This is a genomic window from Providencia sp. PROV116 (assembly GCF_028482485.1).
In the GTDB taxonomy this organism is placed as follows: Bacteria; Pseudomonadota; Gammaproteobacteria; order Enterobacterales; family Enterobacteriaceae; genus Providencia; species Providencia rettgeri.
The window spans coordinates 129,264-154,289 of record NZ_JAMPQO010000021.1 but is presented as its reverse complement, the minus strand read 5'-3'; the positions used below and the strand labels follow the sequence as shown (position 1 = coordinate 154,289).

Here is a 25,026-nt window from a genome sequence, read left to right as displayed (position 1 = left end):
AGGGTAAGAGGCATCATGTCTGCATCAGGAGAAGTGATGACTACAGAGGATTACATAGGCCACCATCTGAGAAACCTTCAGTTGGACCTGAGTACCTTTAAGTTGGTCGATCCCCACGCTAGTCCAACATTTTGGACGTTGAACATTGACTCGCTTTTTTTCTCGGTAGTTCTCGGGGCTCTGTTCCTGTGGCTATTTAGAAGAGTTGCAGTTAATGCGACTAGTGGCGTACCCGGTAAGTTACAGACTGCAATAGAACTGATCATTGGTTTCGTTGATAACTCAGTCCGTGATATGTATCACGGCAAGAGCAAAGTTATTGCTCCTTTAGCATTAACGGTGTTCGTCTGGGTATTCTTAATGAACCTAATGGATTTACTCCCAATTGATTTCCTTCCGTATATTGCTGAGCATTATCTCGGGTTACCTGCATTACGTGCAGTGCCAACCGCAGATGTTAGTGTCACATTATCGATGGCTATTGGTGTGTTTATCCTAATCCTCTTCTACAGCATCAAAATGAAAGGAATTGGCGGATTTACAAAAGAGCTCACAATGCAGCCTTTTAACCATCCTGTTTTCATTCCAGTCAACTTGATTCTTGAAGGGGTAAGCCTGCTGTCAAAACCTGTATCACTCGGTCTGCGACTGTTTGGTAACATGTATGCAGGTGAATTGATCTTTATTCTTATCGCGGCTCTGCTACCGTGGTGGTCACAGTGGTTGTTAAGCCTACCTTGGGCTATCTTCCACATACTGATTATTACGCTACAAGCCTTTATTTTTATGGTTCTGACGGTTGTCTATCTGTCGATGGCATCTGAAGAACACTAATTTAATTTTATCAATAATTGTATTAACTGAAACAAACTGGAGACTGTCATGGAAAACCTGAGTATGGATCTGCTGTACATGGCTGCCGCTGTGATGATGGGCTTAGCGGCGATCGGTGCTGCGATCGGTATCGGCATCCTAGGTGGTAAATTTTTAGAAGGTGCTGCTCGTCAGCCAGATTTAATTCCTCTGCTGCGTACACAGTTCTTTATCGTAATGGGTCTGGTCGATGCTATTCCGATGATTGCTGTTGGTCTGGGCTTGTATGTAATGTTCGCTGTTGCCTAATTAACGTTACGGAACACTGTAAGAACATTAATTCACTAATGAATATGAGGTATTGTCTGTGAATCTAAATGCAACAATCCTCGGCCAGGCTATCGCGTTTGTCCTGTTTGTTTGGTTCTGTATGAAGTATGTATGGCCACCGATTATGGCGGCCATTGAAAAACGTCAAAAAGAAATTGCTGACGGTTTATCTTCCGCAGAACGTGCTAAAAAGAACCTGGAACTGGCGCAAACCGACGCAACCGACCGACTGAAAAAAGCGAAAGCTGAAGCTCAAGTCATCATTGAACAAGCGAATAAACAACGCGTTCAAATGATTGATGAAGCAAAAGCAGAAGCGGAAGCAGAACGTGCAAAAATCGTCGCACAAGCGCAAGCTGAAATTGATGCTGAGCGTAAACGTGCACGTGAAGAGTTACGTAAACAGGTTGCGATGCTTGCTATCGCAGGTGCCGAGAAGATCATCGAACGTTCCGTGGATGAAGCTGCTAACAGCGACATCGTTGATAAACTAGTCGCTGAACTGTAAGGAGGGAGGGGCATGTCTGAAATTGCTACTGTAGCTCGCCCCTACGCCAAAGCAGCTTTTGACTTTGCTGTGGAAAACCAAGCTGTTGCTAAATGGCAGGAAATGCTAGCCTTCACCGCTGAGGTGACGCGCAATGAACAGGTTGGGGAGCTGCTTTCTGGTTCTATTGCACCAGAAACATTAGCTAAAACGTTTATCTCTGTTTGTGGAGATGAAATTGACGAGCATGTTCAGAATCTGATTCGTGTTATGGCAGATAACGGGCGTTTAACGACGCTGCCAGAAGTGTTGACGCAGTTTATCCAATTGCGCGACTCTCTGGAATCAACCATTGAAGTTGATGTGATTTCTGCTAACGAACTGAGTGAACAGCAGTCAGCTAAAATTTCTGCAGCGATGGAAAAACGTCTGTCACGCAAAGTTAAGCTGAATTGCAAAATTGATAAGTCTGTTATTGCTGGAGTGATCATTCGTGCTGGAGACCTCGTTATTGACGGGAGTATCCGCGGTCGCTTAGAGCGTTTAACTGACGTCTTGCAGTCTTAAGGGGACTGGAGCATATGCAACTGAATTCCACCGAAATCAGCGAACTGATCAAACAGCGTATTGCTCAGTTCGATGTTGTGAGTGAAGCTCACAATGAAGGTACGATTGTATCCGTTAATGACGGTATTATTCGTATTCACGGTTTAGCCGAAGTCATGCAGGGTGAAATGATCGCGCTGCCTGGCAACCGTTACGCTATCGCACTGAACTTAGAGCGTGACTCTGTTGGTGCGGTCGTTATGGGTCCTTATGCCGACTTGGCAGAAGGCATGAAAGTTAAATGTACTGGTCGTATTCTTGAAGTTCCAGTAGGCCGTGGCTTGCTAGGACGTGTTGTGAATACACTGGGTCAACCAATTGATGGTAAAGGTCCTGTTGATAACGATGGCTTCTCTCCTGTAGAAGTTATTGCGCCAGGTGTTATCGACCGTCAATCCGTTGATCAACCAGTTCAAACTGGTTATAAATCAGTCGATGCCATGATCCCAATCGGTCGTGGTCAGCGTGAGCTTGTTATCGGTGACCGTCAAACAGGTAAAACTGCTTTGGCTATCGATGCAATCATCAACCAACGCGACTCAGGCATCAAATGTGTGTACGTGGCTATCGGCCAGAAAGCATCTACCGTTTCTAACGTAGTTCGTAAACTGGAAGAGCACGGCGCACTGCAAAACACTATCGTTGTTGTTGCTACAGCATCTGAATCAGCTGCTCTGCAATACTTAGCGCCATATGCTGGTTGCGCGATGGGTGAATATTTCCGTGACCGCGGTGAAGATGCTCTGATCGTATACGATGACCTGTCTAAACAGGCTGTTGCATACCGTCAAATCTCACTGTTGCTGCGTCGTCCACCGGGACGTGAAGCTTACCCAGGTGACGTTTTCTATCTGCACTCACGTTTACTTGAGCGTGCTGCTCGCGTTAACGCTGAATACGTAGAAAACTTTACTAAAGGCGAAGTTAAAGGCAAAACAGGTTCATTGACAGCTCTGCCTATCATTGAAACCCAAGCTGGTGACGTTTCTGCATTCGTACCAACAAACGTAATTTCGATTACAGATGGTCAGATCTTCCTGGAATCTAACCTGTTTAACTCTGGTATTCGTCCAGCGGTTAACCCAGGTATTTCAGTATCTCGTGTTGGTGGTGCTGCTCAGACTAAAATTATCAAGAAACTGTCTGGTGGTATCCGTACCGCACTTGCTCAGTATCGTGAACTGGCAGCGTTTGCTCAGTTTGCTTCCGACCTCGATGACGCGACTCGTAAACAGTTAAGTCATGGTCAGAAAGTAACTGAACTGCTGAAACAGAAACAGTACGCACCAATGTCAGTAGCAGAGCAGGCACTGTCTCTGTTCGCGGCAGAACGTGGGTTCTTGGATGATGTTGAGTTAGCTAAAATTGGTGCGTTTGAAGCTGCTTTAGTTTCTTTTGCACAGCGCGAGCATGCTGACCTTATGAACGAAATTGGCCCGGCTGGTAGCTATAACGATGATATCGAAGGCAAGTTGAAAAAACTGCTCGAATCATTTAAAGCAACTCAGTCCTGGTAATACTATTCGGCCCAGTTCCTAGGGCCGTCTGGTTAATAAGGAGAAGCAGAAATGGCCGGCGCAAAAGAGATACGTTCCAAGATCGGAAGTGTACAAAATACACAAAAGATCACTAAAGCGATGGAAATGGTCGCTGCGTCCAAAATGCGTAAAACGCAGGAACGCATGGCGGCCAGCCGTCCTTATGCAGAAACCATGCGCAGTGTGATTGGTCACCTAGCGTTAGGTAATCTGGAATATAAACATCCATATCTCGAAGAGCGTGAAGTTAAACGTGTCGGGTATCTGGTTGTTTCAACAGACCGCGGTCTGTGTGGTGGCTTGAACATTAACCTGTTCAAAAAACTATTAGCAGATATGAAGTCATGGTCTGAGAAAAACGTTCAGGTTGACTTGGCTTTAATTGGTTCTAAAGCGGTATCATTCTTCGGTTCTGTGGGCGGCAATGTCGTGACACAAGTTACTGGAATGGGGGATAACCCAACGCTTTCGGACTTGATTGGTCCAGTTAACACAATGCTACAAGCCTATGATGAAGGGCGTTTGGATAAACTGTATGTGGTGACGAATAAGTTCATCAATACAATGTCTCAGGAGCCAACTATTCTTCAATTGTTACCATTGCCTGCAAGCAATGATGAAACACTGAAGAAGAAGTCTTGGGATTACATTTACGAACCCGATCCTAAGGCGTTGCTGGATACCCTGCTACGTCGTTATATCGAGTCGCAGGTTTATCAGGGCGTCGTTGAAAACCTGGCTAGTGAGCAGGCCGCACGAATGGTAGCGATGAAAGCCGCTACTGATAATGGTGGAAACCTGATCAAAGAGTTGCAGTTGGTTTACAACAAAGCTCGTCAGGCCAGCATTACTCAGGAGCTTACCGAAATTGTTTCGGGTGCTTCCGCGGTTTAACAGCTAGGTTTACGAATTACGTAGAGGATTCAAGATGGCTACTGGAAAGATTATCCAGGTAATCGGCGCCGTTGTGGACGTCGAGTTCCCTCAAGATGACGTACCAAAAGTGTACGACGCTCTTGAGGTTGTTAACGGTAAAGAAAAACTGGTGCTGGAAGTTCAGCAACAGTTAGGCGGTGGTGTTGTCCGTTGTATCGCAATGGGTACATCAGATGGCCTGAGCCGTGGTTTAGAAGTTGTAAACTTAGAGCACCCAATTGAAGTACCAGTAGGTAAAGCAACTTTAGGACGTATCATGAACGTTCTGGGTCAACCTATTGATATGAAAGGTGATATCGGCGAAGAAGAGCGCTGGTCAATTCACCGTGCTGCACCTAGCTATGAAGAATTAGCTAACTCAACAGAACTGCTGGAAACCGGTATCAAAGTAATGGACTTAATCTGTCCATTCGCGAAAGGTGGTAAAGTTGGTCTGTTCGGCGGTGCGGGTGTTGGTAAAACAGTAAACATGATGGAACTGATCCGTAACATCGCGATTGAGCACTCAGGTTACTCAGTATTCGCAGGTGTTGGTGAGCGTACTCGTGAAGGGAACGACTTCTATCATGAAATGACCGACTCAAACGTTCTGGATAAAGTATCACTGGTTTATGGCCAGATGAATGAGCCACCAGGAAACCGTCTGCGCGTTGCGTTGACTGGTCTGACTATGGCTGAAAAATTCCGTGACGAAGGTCGTGACGTACTGCTGTTCGTTGACAACATCTATCGTTATACACTGGCAGGTACTGAAGTATCAGCACTGTTAGGTCGTATGCCTTCAGCGGTAGGTTATCAGCCAACGCTGGCGGAAGAGATGGGTGTTCTGCAAGAACGTATTACCTCAACTCAAACGGGTTCTATCACTTCCGTTCAAGCGGTTTACGTTCCTGCGGATGACTTAACTGACCCATCACCAGCAACTACCTTTGCTCACTTAGACGCAACAGTTGTTCTGAGCCGTCAAATCGCATCACTGGGTATTTACCCTGCGGTTGACCCTCTGGATTCTACTAGCCGTCAGCTTGACCCACTGGTTGTTGGTCAAGAGCACTATGATGTTGCTCGTGGCGTTCAGTCTATTCTGCAACGTTACCAAGAACTGAAAGATATCATTGCAATTCTGGGTATGGATGAACTGTCTGAAGAAGACAAACTGGTTGTTGCTCGTGCTCGTAAGATCCAGCGCTTCCTGTCTCAACCATTCTTCGTTGCTGAAGTATTTACCGGTTCACCAGGTAAGTTCGTTTCTCTGAAAGACACTATCCGTGGCTTCAGTGGGATCCTGAACGGTGATTACGACCACCTGCCAGAACAAGCGTTCTATATGGTTGGTACCATTGAAGAAGCTGTGGAAAAAGCGAAAAAGCTTTAATCCAGCTGACAGGAGGTTGATATGGTAGCTGCAATGACATACCACCTGACTGTAGTGAGTGCTGAAAAACAAATGTTTGAAGGCATGGTACAGAAAATTCAGGTGACAGGTAGTGAAGGTGAGCTGGGGATTTACCCGCAGCATACCCCGCTGCTGACTGCCATAAAACCGGGCATGGTACGTATTACCAAACAGTTTGGTGAAGAAGAGCTAATTTACCTCTCCGGCGGTATTTTAGAAGTACAACCAAATGGTGTTATCGTACTCGCTGATACAGCGATCCGTGGTAAAGATTTAGACGAAGCTCGTGCAGTGGAATCTAAACGCAAAGCGGAAGAACACGTCCGTAAAGCTCACGGCGATGTTGATTATGCTCAGGCATCAGCAGAACTTGCAAAAGCAATAGCGAAACTTCGAGTCATCGAGTTAACTAAAAAGCTAATGTAATGATAGCGGTATAGTAAAAAAAGCCAGTTGGTTAAGTCTAACTGGCTTTTTTATTTGAGCGAAATATGTAGTAATTTATAAAGGAAATAGGTTTACTTTCATCCCTAAGTTGGAGTTTCAGGAAAAATGACTGTGCAAAGAAAAAGTGTCGTGATTTTAGCTGCCGGTAAAGGCACACGGATGTATTCAGAGCTACCTAAAGTTTTGCATTTGCTTGCAGGCAAACCAATGGTTCAGCATGTTATAGATACAGCAAAATCCATTGGTGCATCAGATATTCATCTGGTATACGGACATGGCGGTGATTTACTGAAAGAAAAACTGGGTGAGCAAAACCTCAATTGGGTATTACAGGCCGAACAGCTCGGCACTGGCCATGCGATGCAACAAGCAGCGCCAAGCTTCCAAGACGATGAAAATATTGTCATGCTATATGGCGATGTACCGTTAATTGCTAAAGATACCCTAGATCGCTTAATTGACGTGAAGCCAGAAGGTGGTATTGGCTTGCTGACGGTTATTTTAGATAACCCAACAGGGTATGGCCGCATCATTCGTGAAAATAATGAAGTTGTCGGTATTATCGAGCAAAAAGATGCGACTGAAGAGCAACGTAAAATCCAAGAGATTAACACTGGGATTATGGTTGCCAGTGGTAAAGATTTCAAACGTTGGTTGGCACAGCTGAACAACGATAACGCGCAAGGCGAATATTATATTACTGATATTATTGCATTAGCACATAAAGAAGGTAATAAAATTGCAACCGTTCATCCTAAACATTTAAGTGAGATGGAAGGGGTGAATAACCGCCTACAGCTGGCTGCGTTAGAAAGAGTTTATCAGAAAGAACAAGCGGAAAAACTGTTATTAGCCGGTGTGATGTTGATTGACCCTGCACGTTTTGACCTGCGCGGAAATCTAACTCATGGTCGCGATATTATTATTGATACTAACGTGATTATCGAAGGTAACGTTACATTAGGGAATAACGTACATATTCAATCTGGCTGTATTTTGAAAGACTGTGTAATCGGTGATAACTCAGTGATTAGCCCGTATTCAGTCATAGAAAACTCTGAATTATCAGCTGAATGTACGGTTGGTCCTTTTGCGCGTTTACGTCCAGGTGCTAAATTAGCAGCCAAAGCACACGTCGGTAATTTCGTCGAAATGAAAAATGCCTCTTTAGGTTTAGGTTCTAAAGCGGGTCATTTAAGTTACCTAGGCGATGCTCAAATCGGTGATAACGTCAATATTGGCGCAGGTACCATCACTTGTAATTATGATGGCGCCAATAAACACAAAACCGTTATTGGTGATGATGTATTTGTAGGCTCAGACACTCAATTAGTTGCTCCTGTTTCTGTAGCAAAAGGTGCAACAATTGGCGCTGGTACGACGGTAACTCGTGATGTGAATGAAGACGAACTCGTTGTCAGCCGTGTAAAGCAAATGCATATTAAAAACTGGCAACGTCCAGTTAAGAAAAAATAAGTAAATATTGAGGAGAGGTAGCGTTATCTCTTCTATGATAAAAAAGCTATTTAAATAGCGAAAATTAAAATAGTTACCTAAGGTAGCAATATAAAAATAATATCCCCGTTTTCTACAAGGCTGGGGAACAGTGAAAACTGTACAACAATTAGGTTGCGACAAATAAAGGTTTCTCAAGAAAGAAACCTTTTGTCTAGGAATCAAAAAAATATGTGTGGAATTGTAGGTGCTGTTGCACAACGTGATATTGCAGAAATTCTGTTAGAAGGTCTTCGTCGTCTTGAATATCGTGGTTATGACTCAGCGGGTATGGCTGTAGTTGATCACGAAGGTCATTTGCAACGCTTACGTGAAGTCGGCAAAGTGCAAATGTTAGCGGAAGAAGCGGAGAAAAACCCAGTATCGGGTGGAACGGGGATTGCACATACCCGTTGGGCGACTCATGGTATTCCAAGTGAACGTAATGCTCACCCACATACCTCTGGTTATATTGCTGTTGTTCATAACGGCATTATTGAAAACTATTTAGAACTGAAAGATGAACTGAAAAAACTCGGTTATGTCTTTAGTTCAGAAACTGACACTGAAGTGATTGCCCATCTTGTTCACCATGAACAACAAAAGGGGGGCTCGCTGGTGGAAGTGGTTCAACGTGTTATCCCACAATTACGCGGTGCTTATGGTACGGTAATTATGGATAGTCGTATTCCTGAATTATTAGTTGCCGCACGTTCTGGTAGCCCATTGGTTATTGGTTTAGGTGTGGGTGAAAACTTCTTAGCATCAGACCAATTAGCATTGTTGCCTGTGACTCGTCGCTTTATTTACCTTGAAGAAGGGGATGTTGCCGAAGTTACTCGTCGTACTGTTCGTATTTTTGATAAAAATGGTGAAGCTATTGATCGCGAGCAAATTGAATCAAACGTTCAATATGATGCGGGCGATAAAGGCGTTTACCGTCATTACATGCAAAAAGAGATTTATGAACAGCCGATGGCGATTAAAAACACCCTTGAAGGGCGTTTTAGCAAAGACAATGGTATCGATTTAAGCGAATTAGGCCCTCGTGCGAGTGAAATTTTATCTCAAGTTGAACATATCCAAATCGTAGCTTGCGGAACATCTTACAATGCTGGCATGGTGGCTCGTTATTGGTTTGAGTCTTTGGCCGGTATTCCCTGTGATGTGGAAATTGCTTCTGAGTATCGTTATCGCAACCCTGCACACCGTAAAAACAGTTTAATGATAACACTGTCTCAATCAGGTGAAACCGCAGATACACTCGCAGCCCTGCGTTTATCTAAAGAATTAGGCTATTTGACCTCTTTAGCAGTGTGTAACGTTGCGGGCTCTTCACTGGTACGTGAATCTGAATTTGCCCTGATGACCAAAGCAGGGGCTGAAATTGGTGTGGCATCCACTAAAGCGTTTACTACTCAGCTAACTGTCTTACTGATGCTAGTGGCGTATATGGGCCGCTTGAAAGGCGCCAACCCTGAGCTCGAAGAAAACATTTCTCACGCTCTACACGCATTGCCTGCGCGTATTGAAAGCATGTTATCGCAAGATAAAGTTATCGAAGCATTAGCAGAAGATTTCTCAGATAAACACCACGCGTTGTTCTTAGGCCGCGGTGATCAGTTCCCTATTGCCGTTGAAGGGGCATTGAAATTAAAAGAAATTTCATATATTCACGCGGAAGCGTATGCCGCTGGTGAATTAAAGCACGGCCCATTAGCGTTAATTGATGCTGACATGCCTGTTATCATCGTTGCACCTAACAATGAATTGTTAGAAAAACTGAAATCAAACATCGAGGAAGTTCGTGCGCGTGGTGGTTTGCTGTATGTATTTGCTGACCATGATGCGGGCTTTGAAGCCAGTGAAAATATGAAAATTGTTTCGCTGCCTCATGTTGAAGAGCTCATCGCACCTATTTTCTACACCGTTCCTCTGCAACTGTTGTCTTATCACGTTGCATTGATTAAAGGTACAGACGTAGACCAACCCCGTAACTTGGCGAAGTCGGTGACAGTTGAGTAATCAATAAATTGATTAATAAAGGGCTCATTATTTAACCGTAATGAGCCTTTTTATTTTTTTTGTCAAAATATAATTTCTATTTTTTGTTTTTTTTAATATAACATAATAAAAAACAAGGAAATAAACATATGGAAATTATATTTATTGATATTATTGATAAGGAATATGAATTTGTATGCCAACTATATTGGCAGCTTGAAGAAAATGGCCGATTTTCATATTCAATGATTAAGATAGAAGAAAAAACACAATTAAAATCTAAAGAAATAAAAGCTATTGTGGCTAAAAGCTGCAAAGCTTATTGTTTAAAATTAAAATGTGTGTCATGTGGTGAAATAGAATTTTTACGAGATAGAAGCCATTTTTCACAATTAAGTAATTTTGAACATATTTGTGTTGATTGTATTCGTATAGAGAATGAAAAAGAAAGGCAAGAAAAAATTGAATATATTGATAATCTATTCTTTTTTAAAAAAGAAAATGCTTTAAGTATCAATGATCTTTCTTTTGAAAATAGTGTTTTTTTACTTGCACTTATACGGTGTTGTGCTGATGAAAATCTAATGTATTTAGATAGCCTGGATAATCAAAGGTATAAAAAATTAACACCGAATTATAAGTTTGACCTGTTAATCATAGAACAGCTTTATACTGCAGGTGTGATTGCAGTAAGTTCAGTTACTAATTTAAAGTATATAAGTGTTAGTGAAGATTATATTTATTTTAATAATATATTTATGTGCTGGGAAGTTATTTTTAAAGAAACTAATAGTTTATCTACGATTATTGATCTACTAGAGCTAAAATTAGCCAATATCTATTACTTACAAGAAAATAAAAAATCACTAATTGAGTTATGCAAGAAAAACAATCTATTTGAGTGTTTTTTTTATTTAAATTATGAAATGGATGAATATAATTTTACATCTTTTCTGATTGGTGAAAAAACAACAAAAAACATCACCTATTTATTAGAAAACTTATCTGTTGGGCAAGTTTTCTATATTATATCTAAAACGGTTACTGATGCTTTTGTGTATCACCAAAAAAAATCGACTAAAATAAACAAAGGGCAAGCTGCGAACTCTGTTGTTGATGCAATGAAGCGAATGCATGAAAGGTATCTAGCTAATGGATGGTCTCCCTATTCAAAATATCGGCCTCGTCATTGCCCTCAATCGGTACTTTGTCAGGTTTTATTTGTATTTATCTTGCAAACAGATGATGGCGGTATTCATAAATCGTTAAAACAAATTATAACTGACGATGATAAGGGGATTTTCTTGAATCATTAAAACTGATTTTATGTCTTAATGATTCAATCACCTAATCTTGCTGCATAGGAAAGTAAAACACATTTTTCATACTAGATAATTTTAAAATAATATCAGCACCAAGAATGATAAAATTAAGTATTATTATTTCTTCTTAAATCCACCTTAATTATTATTTTTAGTGTTTGTTATTTAAATTAAATATATAAATGTATTGGGAAATAAATCCGTAATATACTGATGGTAAGAATAACCCGACAATCTGTTTTTGCCGGGTTATTCTTTATTAAAATGAAAATTTACTTTTTTTATTATATCTTTCTATTAATATGTCTTTCCCATTTTTTAAAGTGATGTTGTGAGTAAATCGATTATCATTTATTGTTAGTTTTTTGTTTTTATTGGTTATTTTGATGATATAATTATTTATTTTATATATGGAACCATCCGGTTCATTTTTTAATAAATCAAACATATTGATAAAAATTGCATTTTCACTATTTATTTTGTTTTCATTATGATTGTGTATTAACTCTATTTTTTTTGAGTTTGGTGAACTATAAATAAAATAAAGGTTTTTTTTCATTAAATCATTTTTAAATGCGCTAATATCGTATTCTAATGATTCTTTTTTTATGAGGTTTTGTGCTTTATTTGTGTGTGTATTTTTTAAATTTTTTGTGTTTGTATCTATCTTTTCAAATTTCATCTTTAATAAAGAGACACAGTTAGTGTTGATGGGTTTTTCTTTTATATTGTAGCTGAATGATTTTTTATTATTAATAATACTATTGTTATTATTTATTTCTATAAAATATTTTAATCTATCTATGTTCATTTTTAATGATCTCCATTTGGTTTATAATTATTTTATTGGAGTGGAGTCATTATCTATATCAAAAAAAGAGACTAAGGCTAACCCTTTAATAAATTTTCCAAATCACTAAATATAGATTGCCATTCATTATCATTAATTTCCATGAACCCCATATAGCGCAGCATAAAAGCGCCTTCAGTTGCTAGAAAAACAATTCTTGCTTGTTTGCCTTTTTCTGTTGAAGTATCAAGTCTCGCAAGGCGTTCACGATACCAAGTACGTGTACTTTCCAGGTATTCAGGGGTTTGTAATAAGGATGCCATTAAGGCGGCTCCTTTTGCCATGGCGACTTTATCGTGCTGGTGGGTAGCTTGCATATGAGCAAAAATTTGCCCTTCAGGAGAGTTATCTTGCAGAGTCACTTGATTAAAAACTTCATCATAAGACTGACCCCAACGCTCAAACATCGCATCAATTAAGGCATCTTTATTGCCAAAACAGTACTGAACACCGCCTTTGGAGATCCCCATCGCTTTGGCAACTGCATCGATAGTGAGAGCGGTAGCACCTTGTTGTAGAACAATATCTTCAGCGGCATCAAGTAATTTTTCTCTATCGATTGTTCGTTGACGTCCCATTTAGAAAAACCTCTTTTCAATACGTACGTATGGATTTATATTGTAGCACGATCAGCACAAAAATCATGATCAAATAAACTCATTGAGAGAATTTTATGTTAACCGATTATAAGCGCTGGATAGTGCTTCTATTAGTTTCAAGTGTACTGTTTCTTATCGTTATTGATGTCACTGTACTGTATACCGCGTTACCTAAATTAACCCATGATTTAGGCGCTACGTCATCTGAAAAACTGTGGATAATGAATGCTTACCCACTGGTGGTCGCTGGGTTATTACCTGCTGCAGGGATGCTAAGTGATAAAGTCGGTCACAAGCAAATGTTTTTATTGGGGCTACCGTTATTTGGTTTAGCCTCGTTGTGTGCTGCTTTTTCACCAACAGCAACAAGTTTGATTTTGTCTCGTGGCTTTTTAGCTGTTGGTGCAGCGGTAAGTATGCCTGCCACCCTTGCTATTGTCAGGCATGTTTTTTTAGACCCAAAAGAAAGGGCATTAGCTATTGGAATATGGTCTGCGGTTGCATCTGGTGGTGCGGCAATTGGCCCTTTGATCGGCGGTATCTTACTTAACCACTTTTGGTGGGGCTCTGTTTTTTTAATTAATGTTCCAGTCGTTTTATTGGTTATTCCGTTTGCGTGTTACTTGATCCCTAAGTGTGGTGGTAACAGCGACAAAAAAATCGACATTTTCGGTTCTATTTTAGTCTTAATTGGCTTAATTGGTGTTATTTATGCGTTGAAGGAGCTCGGAAAACCTTATACAGACTGGCCTGCGGTATGGGCTTCAGGCGTTATTGGTGTTTTCTTTTTGGTGGTATTTAGAAATCGACAAGTTAAATCAATATCCCCAATGATTGATTTTACGCTATTAAAGCATCCTAAATTCAATGCAGGGCTGATAATGGCTGTGTTATCTATCGTGGTTATCGTTGGTGTTGAATTATTACTAAGCCAACGTTTACAGCTGGTTTTGGGTTATACGCCATTTGAAGCGGCTTTATATATCATTCCAATTCCATTGGCTTCAGTGATAGCTGCACCATTGGCAGGTATGTACCTTCATAAATTTGGTGAGATAAAACTCACTGTTTTCGGGTTTACTTGTACGTTAATTGGTGTCGTTGGTTTAACGATGGTGTACCAAACCTCGACAGGTATTCTGTTACTTTCATTCCTCTTTCTTATTGGTTTTGGCCTGGGTGCGATATTCACGACGGCGTCAACGACAGTGATGTTAAATGCCCCTGATGAAAAAGCAGGTATGGCAGCTTCAATTGAAGAAATTGCTTATGAAATTGGTAGTGTCTTAGGTGTAACCTTTATGGGGGGACTAATGAGTGCAATTTATACTTTGAAACTCTCATTACCTGAAGGCTTAACAGTCAGTGATAAAGTTTATGATAGTATTGATGAGGCCTTATTAGTTTCTGAGTCACTACCAGCAAATAATGCATCTGCGTTGATAAATCAGGCCAATATTGCCTTTGATCATGCTTTCTTAGGGGTGATGGTGGCAACTATTTTTGTCTTGCTGATCAGTATTATTGTTCTGCCTTATTTTTTACGCTCTAAAAAGGCATTAACGAACTAAACTAGGTGATTTGACCTCAAGGGAGCTTTTGCTCCCTTGAGGTTGTTGACAAAGCGGGATAAAAGCGTGGTTTTTCCCACTTTGTGTTATCAGCCGAAAATCAATAAATTGATTTTCCTAGTTTATTTTCAAAACCGATTAGACTTGCTGCTAAACATAATATGTTTGTCAGCAGTCTGAAGGGAGCTTTTGCTCCCTTGTACTCTTTTTATCTTATTTTGCGGATTAATACGGTTGCGAGTAATGGGCTAATTGCAAATAGAGCAAATAACCAGATTGAAGCTTGCTGTGCTCCCGCGATCCCTCCAGGGCTAATTAACCCGCTATTATTGACGACGACTCCTACTAAGGCGGCAGATAGCGCGGTTGCATACAATTGAATGGTAATAATTGAAGATGATGCGAGATTTTCCTCACCCTCTGGCGCATTCTTAAAAACACGTAGTACGAGATGAGGCCAACACACGCCAATTCCTAGACCAACCCCAGCCATGGCGATGAGATAAATAATGAATAATGGCCATGATTCGATAAGCTGTTGATTATGCGTTAGAACAGCAAGTACAATTAAAGAAATAAATATGATGACCGGGCCTGTTCGAATAATTCGGATAACAATAGCCCCTGTTCTATTGGCGCTAAAGAGTGCCCCAATGGTCCAACCCGCTGCCATTATTGCAGTTAAATAACCGGCTGTGAGCGGAGAAAACAAATGGATGGTTTGTAAGAAATAAGGGACATAAATTTCGGTTGTCATGCCACCAACTAACAAACACATGGTTAAAAATATGACGCCAAGGGGATTCTTGAGTGAATAGGCTCCTGTTGGTAATAAACGTTTGTCATTTTTACCATCGAATAAGGCAATTGTCAGCAGTATGGCTAGGCCAATTAACAAACCAATAAGGTTCATGAATAAACTATCGGACAAACTTCCAATTGAGATAGCAAGAACGGATATCACTAACAGAGAAATCGCTAAGAATGGAATTTTACTGGGTTTTGGTGCTTGAGTTTGTTTTTTAGGGAGTTGATTGATGACAATGAGCGCTAGAAAAACCGCGACAGGAAGTAAAGCCCAAAACGCCCAACGCCAGTGGCCACTTTCAGCAAAAATACCACCAATTGCAGGGCCACAGAGTGTTGCTATTCCCCACATACCTGAAACAACACCCATGGCTCGAGACCATAAGTTTTCAGTAAAAACAATGCGAATTAATGCATAGCTAAGAGCAAATAAAATACCGCCACCAAGTCCTTGTAATGCCCTCCCGCCTAGTAATACCAACATTGATGGGGAAGCTGCGCACCAAATAGACCCTAAAGAAAATAGAATAAGCGCGAATAAATAAGAAAATTTAGGCCCAAAACTGTCTAATACTTTACTAGAAAGGGCAGAGCCGACAATAGATGTTGCCACAAATAAAGTGGTATTCCATGCGTAATATTCAAGGCCGCCAATATCGTTAACGACACTGGGCAATATGGTTGTTACGATATAAATATTGATAGCATGTAGTGCTACTCCGCCAGTTAAGGCAATAGTGAGTAATGCGTTGGCGCCACTGAGTAAATCAGCCCACTTGGCTTGAGGTACGGTTGATGTTTCATTGCTCATAGAGAGACCCGCTAGACGGAATGGTGGAAAAAGAGGTATTATCCAAGTAACAGCTTGGATAATAGAGTCGCATAATGATTAATGCAAGTAATTACTTTGATAATCTAAATCTAACACAGGCCGTGGATAAGGTTCTTTTTTGTATCAAAACAAAAGGGCCTATTTCTACCGCAGTGATCGCAAATGATTTAAATATGACAGGGGAAGCAGCAAGGCAACACATTCAAAAACTGACTTCGTTGGGGTTAGTTGAGGGGGAGCAGTGCTTATCGCAAACAGGGGCTGGGCGCCCTCGGCAAAATTGGGTATTAACAGAGTTAGGGCATCAACGTTTTCCGGATACTCACGCGCAACTTGCTCTTCAATTGATTGATTCTGTTCGTACTATTTTTGGTGATGAAGGACTAGAGAAGCTGATTATCCAAAGGGAAGCGGAAAGCCGAGAAAAATATTTTGCGCGTTGTAAAAATTTACCGTTAGCTGAGCGGCTTGAGGCGTTGGCTGAAGTGCGTAGCGAAGAAGGGTATATGGCGAAGGTTGAACAAGATGATGACAGTTGGTTGTTTATCGAAAACCATTGTCCAATTTGTGCCGCAGCCACTGCTTGCCAAAATTTTTGTCGTTCGGAATTGGCGTTGTTCAGTGATATTGTGGGTGATGACGCTAGCATTGAGCGTGAACAGTACTTATTAAATGGCGCAGGGCGTTGTGTCTATCGTGTAAAGGTTAATAACTAAATACCAAGACACCTTGGTATTTAGTTTAGTAATAGTATTATCTCTCAATCATCAATGTTTCAGTTGACTCTATATGTGGTGCTAGCTCTTCGTTATCAAGCCATAACGGTTTCTTACCAAACTGCTGGTATAAAGAGAGTTGGTCTTGGTAGTGAGGTGAAGGTTTTCCTTGCGGGGAAATAAAGCCACTTTGCCCTGGAGCAACAATGTCCCATGCACTCACCCCTTTTTCGGTAAACACAATTAGGTCGTTTTCAGTTCCCCGATTATGGTATTCATTTTGATGGAAATTTTCTTGAGGTAAGGCTTGTGGCACACCAAAGAAATTATTTTCACGGAAGGTTAATGCTGTGGCGGGTGTTTGCCAATTAGCTGGGTTATCACCGTATTTTTTTCTCATTTTTTGGTAGGTCGCATTCAGTGCTTTTCTAATTACATCATTCCGCGATTGTCCTGAAAATAAATCGATAGGCTGGGGTATTGGCGATTTATCTTCTAAGAGAGATTCATACAGTAATTTTGCGCCTGTACTGATATTTAAAGACCCTGTAGGGCCTTCTTGTGTCGTTTCATAACCACTTGCTAGATACCATTTATCAAATGGTGCGGGGATCGTTTGGCCTAGAGTGGCTTTAAGCATTTCTTTTAACCAAATATCGAGGATTGCAGACCCTGGATGAACATAGTGTTTTCCATCACCTGATAACTGGTTTATACCATCCCACTGTTGGAGCAAGGAGACTAATTTGACGGTATTGTCATTTGACGGAAAACCTTGTGTCGCTTGAGCTAAAAATGGGGTAAATAAGCGATGATTGAGGTCGACACGGCTAGTTTGCTGTAAAATCGTCCACATATCATCAGCTGTTAATTTATCATAGGCTTCAATGCGGTTATCGATTTCTGTCACTCTATCTGCACTTCCCCATAAGAAGGCAAATAAGTCGCTAGCGGGGTAATTTTTAGCTGGGGAGTTATTCCAGTTAGCGATGTAACCGGATTTGGGATTATAAACTTTAGGATTATTTGCAAAGGGTTGCATCCCTTTCCAGTCCCATTCTCCCGTACCTGATACGGGTAAACGGGGGTCATGGTTAGTTTGGCGTTCAGGGTAGTGCCCGGTATGTACATAACCAATATTTCCGTTTTTATCCGCATAATACCAATTAATCGTCAGTGCTTGGTTTTGTGCTTGGTCTAGCCATTGCTGCCAGTTTTGCGCCTGTCCTTGTTTTACCCAAGCCATTAAGGATGTAAGCTCTTTGCCATCCCATGCGCGAGCTTTGCTGTATGCGGTGTGAGTGGTATTATCACGCTTGACCACATTACCATGCACAGTGCGGTATACTTTAAAAGTAATGGGTTTTTCACCTTTCACATATAATGTCTCTTGGCGCGATAGCATTTGTTTCCACTGCCCTTGGTGGAAGTAGCTATTTGGATCTTCAGGTGAAATTTGTTCTGCAAAAATATCAACGCCGTCACCAAAACCCGCTGTAGAGCCCCAAGAAATTTGCCCATTATGACCGAATAAAATAGCGGGATAAGCAAACGGTGTATTTCCAACAATATTAAACCCGGCTCCATGTAACCCTATACCGTATGTATAGGCAGGGTTAAACCAACCAAACTGTGGGCCATTAAGTAAAATGGCTTTTGCACCAGACGCTTTTGTTTTTCCAACAAGCCAAACATTACTGGTGGTTGGGTACCCTGCGAGGCCATTAGCACCGCTTTGTTCATATTGTTTAGCGATTAACGCATTATTTTCCTGGGAAGAAAGCGCTATTAATTTTCCTGTTGCATCTTTTGCCGTGCGTTCAAACATGGGAGCAGTAAGTCGGTAATCACTAATTTGATTCAATTGCGCTATATTTTTTGTTTTTTGTGAATTTGAATAGGTGAATTCTTCTGATGAGATTGTTGTCGGTGCGTTGGGGTTATTAAGCCAATTAATTTGGTTAAAAAACGCCACTCCCATTTGTTCACCATACTTATCTTTAAGCGCAGTGAGTAATGCTAGATTATCAATTTCACTATTCATATCTGAAAAGCGGTTTGCCATTGTACCGACCATGATCATCGCAACATCAAAACTCGTCCATTGGGATGGTAAAAAACCATAATCAATGAACTGTTTAGGCATTAAGTCATCTGGTTTAGCATTGATTTGTTTAATCCATGCATTCATGCCATCCGCATAACCCTGCAAAATATCTTGTTCTTGAGGGGACAGTTGTGTGATTTGTTGGTGGATGGAATCAGGCCAATAGTTATTTCTGATTTCTTTATCAAAAGAAATGTAATCTTTACCTAATACTTCGGAAACTGTTCCTTGGGTACTGCGTTTAGCCATTTCCATTTGGAATAATCGGTCTTGTGCCACAGCATAGCCATATCCATAGAAAAGGCTATAAGTATCATTCGCATAGATGTGAGGAACACCATAGTTATCTCGTTCAATTTTAATTTGAATTGACTGAGAAAATGATGAGAGTGGTAGTGAACTTAAACTTAAAACAATAGCGGTAGAGATGAGGTGTTTTTTCATTTATTGAGTCTCATGTTGTTATTATTTTTTTGAGACTAGCATTATTATGTTGTTAATAAATGGTTAATTTATGGTTAATTGTTAATATGTGAATCACGATCACAGAAAAGGATACATAAATTTAAATAAATTACAAAAAATGTGTCATAACTGTATTGGATACTATTTTAAGGTGAGTGATTGCTGTTTTTTTTATGGTAATGATGACTTAGCCATGCATAGATAACTCCAGCAATAGCCCCGGCTATATGTGACTCTGTTGAGATGTATAAGTGAGTAGGTAACAAGCCGCTGGCCATTGTGCCAAAATAGAATAGCACTAATAACGCGATAGCTATATCAACCCAGTTTCGACGGAAAAAACCTTGGGCGATGAGTAAGCCCCATAACCCAAAAACCCAGCCACTGGCACCAATATGAACTGCATTTCGGCCAAATAACCAAACAGCTAAACCCCCAGCAACGATGATAAACAGTGATGCCAATACGTAAGCTTTTATGGTGCGATGCAGTAATAGCGCACTTAAGATGATAAATGGGGGTAAGTTACTGATTAAATGCTGCCAACTGCCATGGATAAATGGGGCAAAGAAGATACCTAATAACCCCCATTCAGTGCGAGGAATGAGACCAAATTGAATGAGTCCCCCCGCGGTTAAACTGTTAATTAGTTGAGCAATAATAAAAATTGCAACAATACAGACTAATAGTTTAATGCGAGGATGCCCTTGTAAATAGTTCATTAGGGGTTACCAAGCGCTTGAACACTTTCGACTAATGAGGCCAATTGCCCCACAACGCGATCACCAATATCTGCATTATCACCGCCAAGAGCCTTATTACGCATAAAGTCTTTCTTAATTTGTTGCCAACGTGCTGCGTCTTTTTCTGTTAACGTGCCACGTAACTCTGCAAGTTTTAATAAGTTTTCTTCTGCGCCAGTCGTTAAAAGTTGTGCTTCTCCAAGGTAATGGTCATCCAGTACCCTTTCCAGTTCATCATCATTCATAACAGAAGAGACTTTTTCGCTGAGTTTATTCATATTACGGTAGCTACCTTGCAAGCGAAATGCAGGTTCTGTTCGGTATTTATCGGATTGCGCAGCACTGGCGATATAGTGTTGATTTACTTTCAATACAACATTCCGTAGTTTGATTAATTTACTGATTACCGAAGTAATTTCATTAATTTCTGCGTCAGAATATGGGTAACTTAAAGTGTTGGTAGAGACAGATTTCCCCATTGATTTATCGACAAATAAGTACAGGTCGTTCAGGTCTCGTAATGCAAGAGGGGCTAATACTGGGTTTGATGTCAGGCTGTTTTCGATATAGCTCAGAGCAAATGCTTCATCCATACCGCCTAATACTTCACCAAGGTTATAAATATCGGCGCGGTTTGCAAGCATGTCAGGAATTCGGAAAACTTCCCCTGACTCGGTATAGGGGTTACCCGCCATCACGACGCAGAATTTTTTACCCCGCATGTCATACGTTTTGGTTTTGCCTTTCCAAACGCCTTCAATTCGCCTTGTTCCATCACATAAGGATATAAATTTTTGCAAAAACTCAGGGTGGGTGTGCTGAATATCATCGATGTATAACATGACATTATTACCCATTTCTAAGGCTAGATTGAGTTTTTCTAACTCTTGTCTTGCTGTTGCATTAGGTGCTTGTTCAGGGTCAAGAGAGAGTACATCATGGCCAAGTGCAGGACCATTGACCTTCATAAAAATGAGCCCTAAACGATCAGCGGCATATTCCATTAAGGTGGTTTTACCGTATCCGGGAGGTGAAATCATTAATAGCAGCCCCATGAGATCTGTGCGTTTACCTTCCCCTAAAGCGCCAATTTGTTTTGCCATATTATCGCCAATGATAGGTAAATAGACATCGTTTATCAGCTTGTTACGCACAAAAGAACTTAATGGTTTTGCTTTATATTCATGCAGTTTTAAACGGCTACGCTCTTCAGTAACAATCTGTTGGCGCAGGGATTGATATTGACGAAATTCAGGAATAAAACGTTTCCGTTGTCCGCGCATCCGACTGAAGTAGTTATCTAAGCTCAATGATAGAGTTTGGTTTTCAATAGTCGGGTGTTCACCAAGTAACCCGTTAACTTTAAAGTAAAGATCAACTTCACTAAAGCGTGCTGAAGCTACTTTATCTAAGATAATAATGGCAATAGCACCCGGTATGTATGGAACAAGATGTGCAAATTCAGGGGTCGAGCACAGCCCTTGTAACCAGTTTTGAACTAATGACCAGCGCTGGGCGTAACGAGTCCCTAAATTTTGTTGTGAGCGATTAAAATCAACCCACATATGAGCTTCTTCTAAGCGGCTTTGGAGTGCTAAAACTAACTCCCTCGCGTATTTGCTATAGACGAGTTCTATCGGGGTTCTTGCTAGTGCAAAGCTAAGGTATTCAGCAGCTTGAGTTTGCTCATAGGTTTGACATTGAATGGGGTTATCTTGTAAAAACAAGCTAATTCCAGCTTCAATTTCGGCTTGTAGGTCAAGTAATGCATTGTCATTATGGAATAACTGGTGAATATTCATGGCTGTTCTTGCTCGTTCAGGCCATAGTGCAGGAAAATCGTCGTTTTGAACTTGCCGCCAATAAATCGCTGCGATAGCACGAGCTGTTGGGCTATACCGTAATAAATCTGCACCTTCACCGATTGGTATTAGTTTTTTCAGTAAAGCAACGGCATCGTGGTCATGAATACCTTTTTCATAACCTTCTTTATAGCGTGGATTTGCAAAATCACGGACAATCTTTTCAAGTTTTTCCGTTGATGCTAACGCGTTTTTTAGTATGTCAAAATCTAGCCCTTCTTGGCGTTTTGTTGCAGCATAGATAATTGAATAAGCAAGGTATTCAGCGCGGTAAACTGTATCAGATTCAGATTCTAATGAGGCGCTCCAATAGGGTTTGAGCTGTGATAGTCGTTCATTTTCTATTGGTTCTTGGAAATCTGTCCCTGTGAGATAAAGCCATAGTTGTTCATTTTTCGGTAAAATGGTGAGGTCCAGCTCTTGGGTATTGACACTGAACCGGTGACGTCCGAGTTTAATGACATTCCCACCATCTTCAAAAATATCTGTTTTATCGCGTAAAACTCGAATAGCTTGGTCCCGAGAGGATTTGAGTCGTGCATCAATATCATCAGCTTTAACGTTATCGTTAATTTCCCTTAATTTTTCAATTATTTCACGCGTTTTAATTGCGAGAGGGTCGGAAGCAAAGAAGGCATTGAGTTCGTCTTGAGACTGTAAACGAGTTGTTCGTCGTTGCAGGCTATCTAGTAGACGATCGGCTGCTGTGACTAAATTTTGTGCACGTTGTTGGCGATCATCAATAAGAACTTGTTTATGAGATTCAAAGGTTTCGAGTAATTCTTCCCGCTTAGCCAAGATATCATCAAGAAATTCATCATGACTGCTAAATTGGCTTTCGAGCTCCTCTAACTGAACGAGTAATCTTGATAGCTGATCATCACAACGTTCAGGGTCAGTGGCAAGAGACAGTGCATTGGTAATGCCTTGGCTAAACAGCCGGAATTGTGCACCAAATTGTGCGACAGTCTCCACACTGCTTTGTGATTTTCGTTTTTGTTGTAAGCGGGCTCGGGATTGGTTTAGTTGAGCATAGATTTGCGAAATAGCATCAATAATGTGAGTTTGTTGTGTGACATCATTGAAACTCAGTGAAGCCATTAGGTTTGAAAGCATATCTAAGTCAGAAGACATTTTTTCCATATCTTTCATGGGAATGTCTAGCTGGGCACTATTTTGGGCTTTTTCTATTTGTTCTTCGAAAACAGATAACTGTGTTTTAAAGGGATGTAAAGCTTTATCACTAGCAAGGAAAATAGCGGTTTCTTGTGAAACATATTGTTGATTTTTCTCTATTTCAGCTTCCATTTCGCTAAGCTTTTTTAAATCCATATAGCGAAATTCACGTAGTGAAATCAAGTGCCCGCGTTGAGCACTTAGGGCATTTAAGCCATCAACAAATTGTTGAATATCGGCCCAGCTTTCAGGCAACGTAAGTGAAATCAGTGATTTTTGGCGGCTAATGGCCTCATTCATTGATTTGGCAGACTGCTGCCGTATGCTTTCGACCTTTTCATATTCATCAAGAACCAGTTCACTGGTTTGGGTGATTTCTTTGAGTAATTTGCCAATACCAAGGCATTGCTCATCACCAAACCAGTAATAAATATCCAGTAAATTTTTTGCTTGTTGGCTGAGTTGTTCGTAGCGAGCGATAGAAATTTGGCTGCCTTCTATTTCTTTGGAAACATGTAATATTTCAGAAATACCACGAACTAAGTCTGCATTGCCTATACGTCCTAAAAAACCGCTACGAGTCGGCTGTTGATCGGCAAATTCTTCTGAGTAAAACGGGGTTTGCCAAACTTGCATAGAGTGAACGCGAGTCGCTTCTTCCCCTTCACCTTCAAATAGTACCATTTTTCCATCTTCAAGCATGGCGTAACCATGGCCAATGAGTGGAATTGAAAGTGTTCGTTCAATTAAATTATAATTGAATAGAGCTATGCGCCCTTGATTTGGTGAATAAAAAACATATAGAACATCTTCCCCATTCGGAGAGCGGCGCAAACGGCGAAAACGCATTCCATCCATAGGTTGCTCAAACGTTTTATAGTCACCATTTTGTAAGTAATAGCCGCCAGGAAAAATAATGCCGTGGTCTTCTGGTAACTGGACACAAGCTTGCCCGATGGCATCAATGCGTTGTACTGATTGAGATAGCGTGTTGTAAACTAAGTAACGCCAAGTTTCTTCCCGATAAGGTAATACTTTTAGGATAATTAAACTGCCGGTTTGTGCATATTCAATTTGCGCGTCGTCTAGTGATTGGTTTTTATCAAGAACCGCTTCTCGGTAAATCCCTAAACCATCTTCAGTATTATTTTCACACTTTATGGTTAGATCACCGTCGATAGTTTCAATGAATACAGTGTCAAGAATATTGATGTGAGGGTATCGACCGTTAACTGTGTCTTCTCGTGTGGTTTTTTGCCATTCAAAGTCATAGGCTGGTGGGAGGGCTATATCGCGTTCACCCCGGTTATCAATATACTCAATTTTGCGTTTGTCACTGGAGATTGACCAGCGAAAAACTCGCACGTCCGTGATGCGATCGCCAATTTGAAAACTAACAAGAAGTTTGCCGTCCCGTTCAACAAGTTGCAGTAACTGTGTGTTCTTATAGTAGGTATAGAGTTCAGTGAAATCTTGAACAAAGCGATTATCGCTTAAGAAGGTACCTTCATAAGGGACAGCTTCAACATCAAATTCATCGTCGTTTTCAATTAACCGATATAGTGAAAACACATCTTCGAGGTGTGTCTCTTTTTTCAGGCCGAGGAAGACATTATAGCCAAATAAAAGCCATTTACCTACGCGGACAATATCCCTTGCTTGGCAATTATTTTCAGTACGAATGCGAATGCGACCAATAATATCCATTTGGCTTTGGCCGAATTCATCTAACCGCATTTCATTGAGTTGTGCAGCTTTTTGATGAAGTTGTTGCCCTTGGTCGGTCAGGCGTTTGCGTAATATTTCATAAGCACCACCTTCTGCAACGGCACTATCGAGTATTTCTTGTTCGCGATCCGTATCCTGAATATCTGACATTGCGCAGCGAATTCCCTTAACTAAGACAATAAAAATGGAAAACAATG

19 protein-coding genes are annotated in these 25,026 nt (G+C 40.8%); 13 read left to right on the top strand and 6 right to left on the bottom strand.

The window, feature by feature from the left end; genetic code table 11:
• Positions 1-15: 15 nt before the first annotated feature.
• The 11 genes from atpB (at position 16) to PSE72_RS15095 (ending at position 11,367) form a co-directional block, all read left to right on the top strand.
• Positions 16-834 carry a F0F1 ATP synthase subunit A gene (gene atpB / locus PSE72_RS15145; RefSeq protein ID WP_004906738.1) on the top strand — a complete coding sequence of 273 codons (819 nt, stop codon included), beginning with the start codon at positions 16-18 and terminating at the stop codon, positions 832-834.
• 48 nt (positions 835-882) lie between these two features.
• On the top strand, positions 883-1,122 hold the full coding sequence (gene atpE, locus PSE72_RS15140; protein WP_004093904.1) for a F0F1 ATP synthase subunit C: 240 nt from the start codon (positions 883-885) through the stop codon (positions 1,120-1,122).
• A 58-nt stretch (positions 1,123-1,180) separates the two neighbouring features.
• Positions 1,181-1,651, top strand: coding sequence for a F0F1 ATP synthase subunit B (atpF, locus tag PSE72_RS15135; protein ID WP_004906301.1), 471 nt, complete (start codon positions 1,181-1,183; stop codon positions 1,649-1,651).
• Positions 1,652-1,663: 12 nt separating this feature from the next.
• Positions 1,664-2,197 (top strand): F0F1 ATP synthase subunit delta, encoded by a 534-nt coding sequence (gene atpH / locus PSE72_RS15130; RefSeq protein ID WP_004906300.1) that lies wholly within the window; start codon positions 1,664-1,666, stop codon positions 2,195-2,197.
• Positions 2,198-2,211: 14 nt separating this feature from the next.
• Positions 2,212-3,753, top strand: a complete 1,542-nt coding sequence (atpA, locus tag PSE72_RS15125) for a F0F1 ATP synthase subunit alpha (protein WP_004906297.1) — start codon at positions 2,212-2,214, stop codon at positions 3,751-3,753.
• A 51-nt stretch (positions 3,754-3,804) separates the two neighbouring features.
• A complete protein-coding gene (gene atpG / locus PSE72_RS15120) occupies positions 3,805-4,668 on the top strand; it encodes a F0F1 ATP synthase subunit gamma (RefSeq protein WP_004906741.1) in 864 nt (287 codons plus the stop codon).
• 34 nt (positions 4,669-4,702) lie between these two features.
• Positions 4,703-6,085: a F0F1 ATP synthase subunit beta gene (gene atpD / locus PSE72_RS15115; protein WP_004906293.1), complete on the top strand. Its 1,383-nt coding sequence runs from the start codon at positions 4,703-4,705 to the stop codon at positions 6,083-6,085.
• A 21-nt stretch (positions 6,086-6,106) separates the two neighbouring features.
• Positions 6,107-6,532, top strand: coding sequence for a F0F1 ATP synthase subunit epsilon (locus PSE72_RS15110; protein ID WP_004906291.1), 426 nt, complete (start codon positions 6,107-6,109; stop codon positions 6,530-6,532).
• Positions 6,533-6,658: 126 nt separating this feature from the next.
• A complete protein-coding gene (glmU, locus tag PSE72_RS15105) occupies positions 6,659-8,029 on the top strand; it encodes a bifunctional UDP-N-acetylglucosamine diphosphorylase/glucosamine-1-phosphate N-acetyltransferase GlmU (protein ID WP_115166306.1) in 1,371 nt (456 codons plus the stop codon).
• Positions 8,030-8,239: 210 nt separating this feature from the next.
• Positions 8,240-10,072, top strand: coding sequence for a glutamine--fructose-6-phosphate transaminase (isomerizing) (gene glmS / locus PSE72_RS15100; RefSeq protein ID WP_115166305.1), 1,833 nt, complete (start codon positions 8,240-8,242; stop codon positions 10,070-10,072).
• Between the two features lie 128 nt (positions 10,073-10,200).
• Positions 10,201-11,367, top strand: coding sequence for a hypothetical protein (locus PSE72_RS15095; protein ID WP_217007850.1), 1,167 nt, complete (start codon positions 10,201-10,203; stop codon positions 11,365-11,367).
• A 265-nt stretch (positions 11,368-11,632) separates the two neighbouring features.
• On the opposite strand, the gene PSE72_RS15090 is transcribed toward PSE72_RS15095, so the two are convergent.
• The gene (locus PSE72_RS15090) at positions 11,633-12,184 is read right to left on the bottom strand and encodes a hypothetical protein (RefSeq protein ID WP_115166303.1); all 552 of its coding nucleotides are present in this window, start codon (positions 12,182-12,184) and stop codon (positions 11,633-11,635) included.
• Between the two features lie 77 nt (positions 12,185-12,261).
• Entirely contained in the window at positions 12,262-12,801 is a 540-nt protein-coding gene (locus tag PSE72_RS15085; RefSeq protein ID WP_115166302.1) for a TetR/AcrR family transcriptional regulator, read from the bottom strand.
• 95 nt (positions 12,802-12,896) lie between these two features.
• Between PSE72_RS15085 and PSE72_RS15080 the strand changes: the two genes are divergently transcribed.
• Positions 12,897-14,393 (top strand): MFS transporter, encoded by a 1,497-nt coding sequence (locus tag PSE72_RS15080; protein WP_209102461.1) that lies wholly within the window; start codon positions 12,897-12,899, stop codon positions 14,391-14,393.
• Between the two features lie 208 nt (positions 14,394-14,601).
• On the opposite strand, the gene PSE72_RS15075 is transcribed toward PSE72_RS15080, so the two are convergent.
• On the bottom strand, positions 14,602-16,011 hold the full coding sequence (locus tag PSE72_RS15075) for an MFS transporter (RefSeq protein WP_209102463.1): 1,410 nt from the start codon (positions 16,009-16,011) through the stop codon (positions 14,602-14,604).
• A 74-nt stretch (positions 16,012-16,085) separates the two neighbouring features.
• On the opposite strand from PSE72_RS15075, the gene PSE72_RS15070 reads away from it, so the two are divergent.
• Positions 16,086-16,748: a helix-turn-helix transcriptional regulator gene (locus PSE72_RS15070; protein WP_115166301.1), complete on the top strand. Its 663-nt coding sequence runs from the start codon at positions 16,086-16,088 to the stop codon at positions 16,746-16,748.
• Positions 16,749-16,785: 37 nt separating this feature from the next.
• On the opposite strand, the gene PSE72_RS15065 is transcribed toward PSE72_RS15070, so the two are convergent.
• The 3 genes from PSE72_RS15065 to PSE72_RS15055 form a co-directional block, all read right to left on the bottom strand.
• The gene (locus PSE72_RS15065) at positions 16,786-19,299 is read right to left on the bottom strand and encodes a penicillin G acylase (protein ID WP_115166300.1); all 2,514 of its coding nucleotides are present in this window, start codon (positions 19,297-19,299) and stop codon (positions 16,786-16,788) included.
• A 167-nt stretch (positions 19,300-19,466) separates the two neighbouring features.
• Positions 19,467-20,042 (bottom strand): rhomboid family intramembrane serine protease, encoded by a 576-nt coding sequence (locus PSE72_RS15060; RefSeq protein WP_115166299.1) that lies wholly within the window; start codon positions 20,040-20,042, stop codon positions 19,467-19,469.
• Complete coding sequence (locus PSE72_RS15055; protein WP_209102469.1) at positions 20,042-24,979, bottom strand: DNA repair ATPase; 4,938 nt, start codon at positions 24,977-24,979, stop codon at positions 20,042-20,044. Before PSE72_RS15055 ends, PSE72_RS15060 begins: the two co-directional genes overlap by 1 nt.
• Positions 24,980-25,026: the final 47 nt, after the last annotated feature.

What these genes read in the sequence shown, in the direction of transcription:
- atpB (WP_004906738.1), top strand. Translation starts at nt 16, where the DNA reads ATGTCTGCATCAGGAGAAGTGATGACTACAGAGGATTACATAGGCCAC.
- atpE (WP_004093904.1), top strand. Translation starts at nt 883, where the DNA reads ATGGAAAACCTGAGTATGGATCTGCTGTACATGGCTGCCGCTGTGATG.
- atpH (WP_004906300.1), top strand. Translation starts at nt 1,664, where the DNA reads ATGTCTGAAATTGCTACTGTAGCTCGCCCCTACGCCAAAGCAGCTTTT.
- atpA (WP_004906297.1), top strand. Translation starts at nt 2,212, where the DNA reads ATGCAACTGAATTCCACCGAAATCAGCGAACTGATCAAACAGCGTATT.
- atpG (WP_004906741.1), top strand. Translation starts at nt 3,805, where the DNA reads ATGGCCGGCGCAAAAGAGATACGTTCCAAGATCGGAAGTGTACAAAAT.
- atpD (WP_004906293.1), top strand. Translation starts at nt 4,703, where the DNA reads ATGGCTACTGGAAAGATTATCCAGGTAATCGGCGCCGTTGTGGACGTC.
- PSE72_RS15110 (WP_004906291.1), top strand. Translation starts at nt 6,107, where the DNA reads ATGGTAGCTGCAATGACATACCACCTGACTGTAGTGAGTGCTGAAAAA.
- glmU (WP_115166306.1), top strand. Translation starts at nt 6,659, where the DNA reads ATGACTGTGCAAAGAAAAAGTGTCGTGATTTTAGCTGCCGGTAAAGGC.
- glmS (WP_115166305.1), top strand. Translation starts at nt 8,240, where the DNA reads ATGTGTGGAATTGTAGGTGCTGTTGCACAACGTGATATTGCAGAAATT.
- PSE72_RS15095 (WP_217007850.1), top strand. Translation starts at nt 10,201, where the DNA reads ATGGAAATTATATTTATTGATATTATTGATAAGGAATATGAATTTGTA.
- PSE72_RS15090 (WP_115166303.1), bottom strand. Translation starts at nt 12,184, where the DNA reads ATGAACATAGATAGATTAAAATATTTTATAGAAATAAATAATAACAAT.
- PSE72_RS15085 (WP_115166302.1), bottom strand. Translation starts at nt 12,801, where the DNA reads ATGGGACGTCAACGAACAATCGATAGAGAAAAATTACTTGATGCCGCT.
- PSE72_RS15080 (WP_209102461.1), top strand. Translation starts at nt 12,897, where the DNA reads ATGTTAACCGATTATAAGCGCTGGATAGTGCTTCTATTAGTTTCAAGT.
- PSE72_RS15075 (WP_209102463.1), bottom strand. Translation starts at nt 16,011, where the DNA reads ATGAGCAATGAAACATCAACCGTACCTCAAGCCAAGTGGGCTGATTTA.
- PSE72_RS15070 (WP_115166301.1), top strand. Translation starts at nt 16,086, where the DNA reads ATGATTAATGCAAGTAATTACTTTGATAATCTAAATCTAACACAGGCC.
- PSE72_RS15065 (WP_115166300.1), bottom strand. Translation starts at nt 19,299, where the DNA reads ATGAAAAAACACCTCATCTCTACCGCTATTGTTTTAAGTTTAAGTTCA.
- PSE72_RS15060 (WP_115166299.1), bottom strand. Translation starts at nt 20,042, where the DNA reads ATGAACTATTTACAAGGGCATCCTCGCATTAAACTATTAGTCTGTATT.
- PSE72_RS15055 (WP_209102469.1), bottom strand. Translation starts at nt 24,979, where the DNA reads ATGTCAGATATTCAGGATACGGATCGCGAACAAGAAATACTCGATAGT.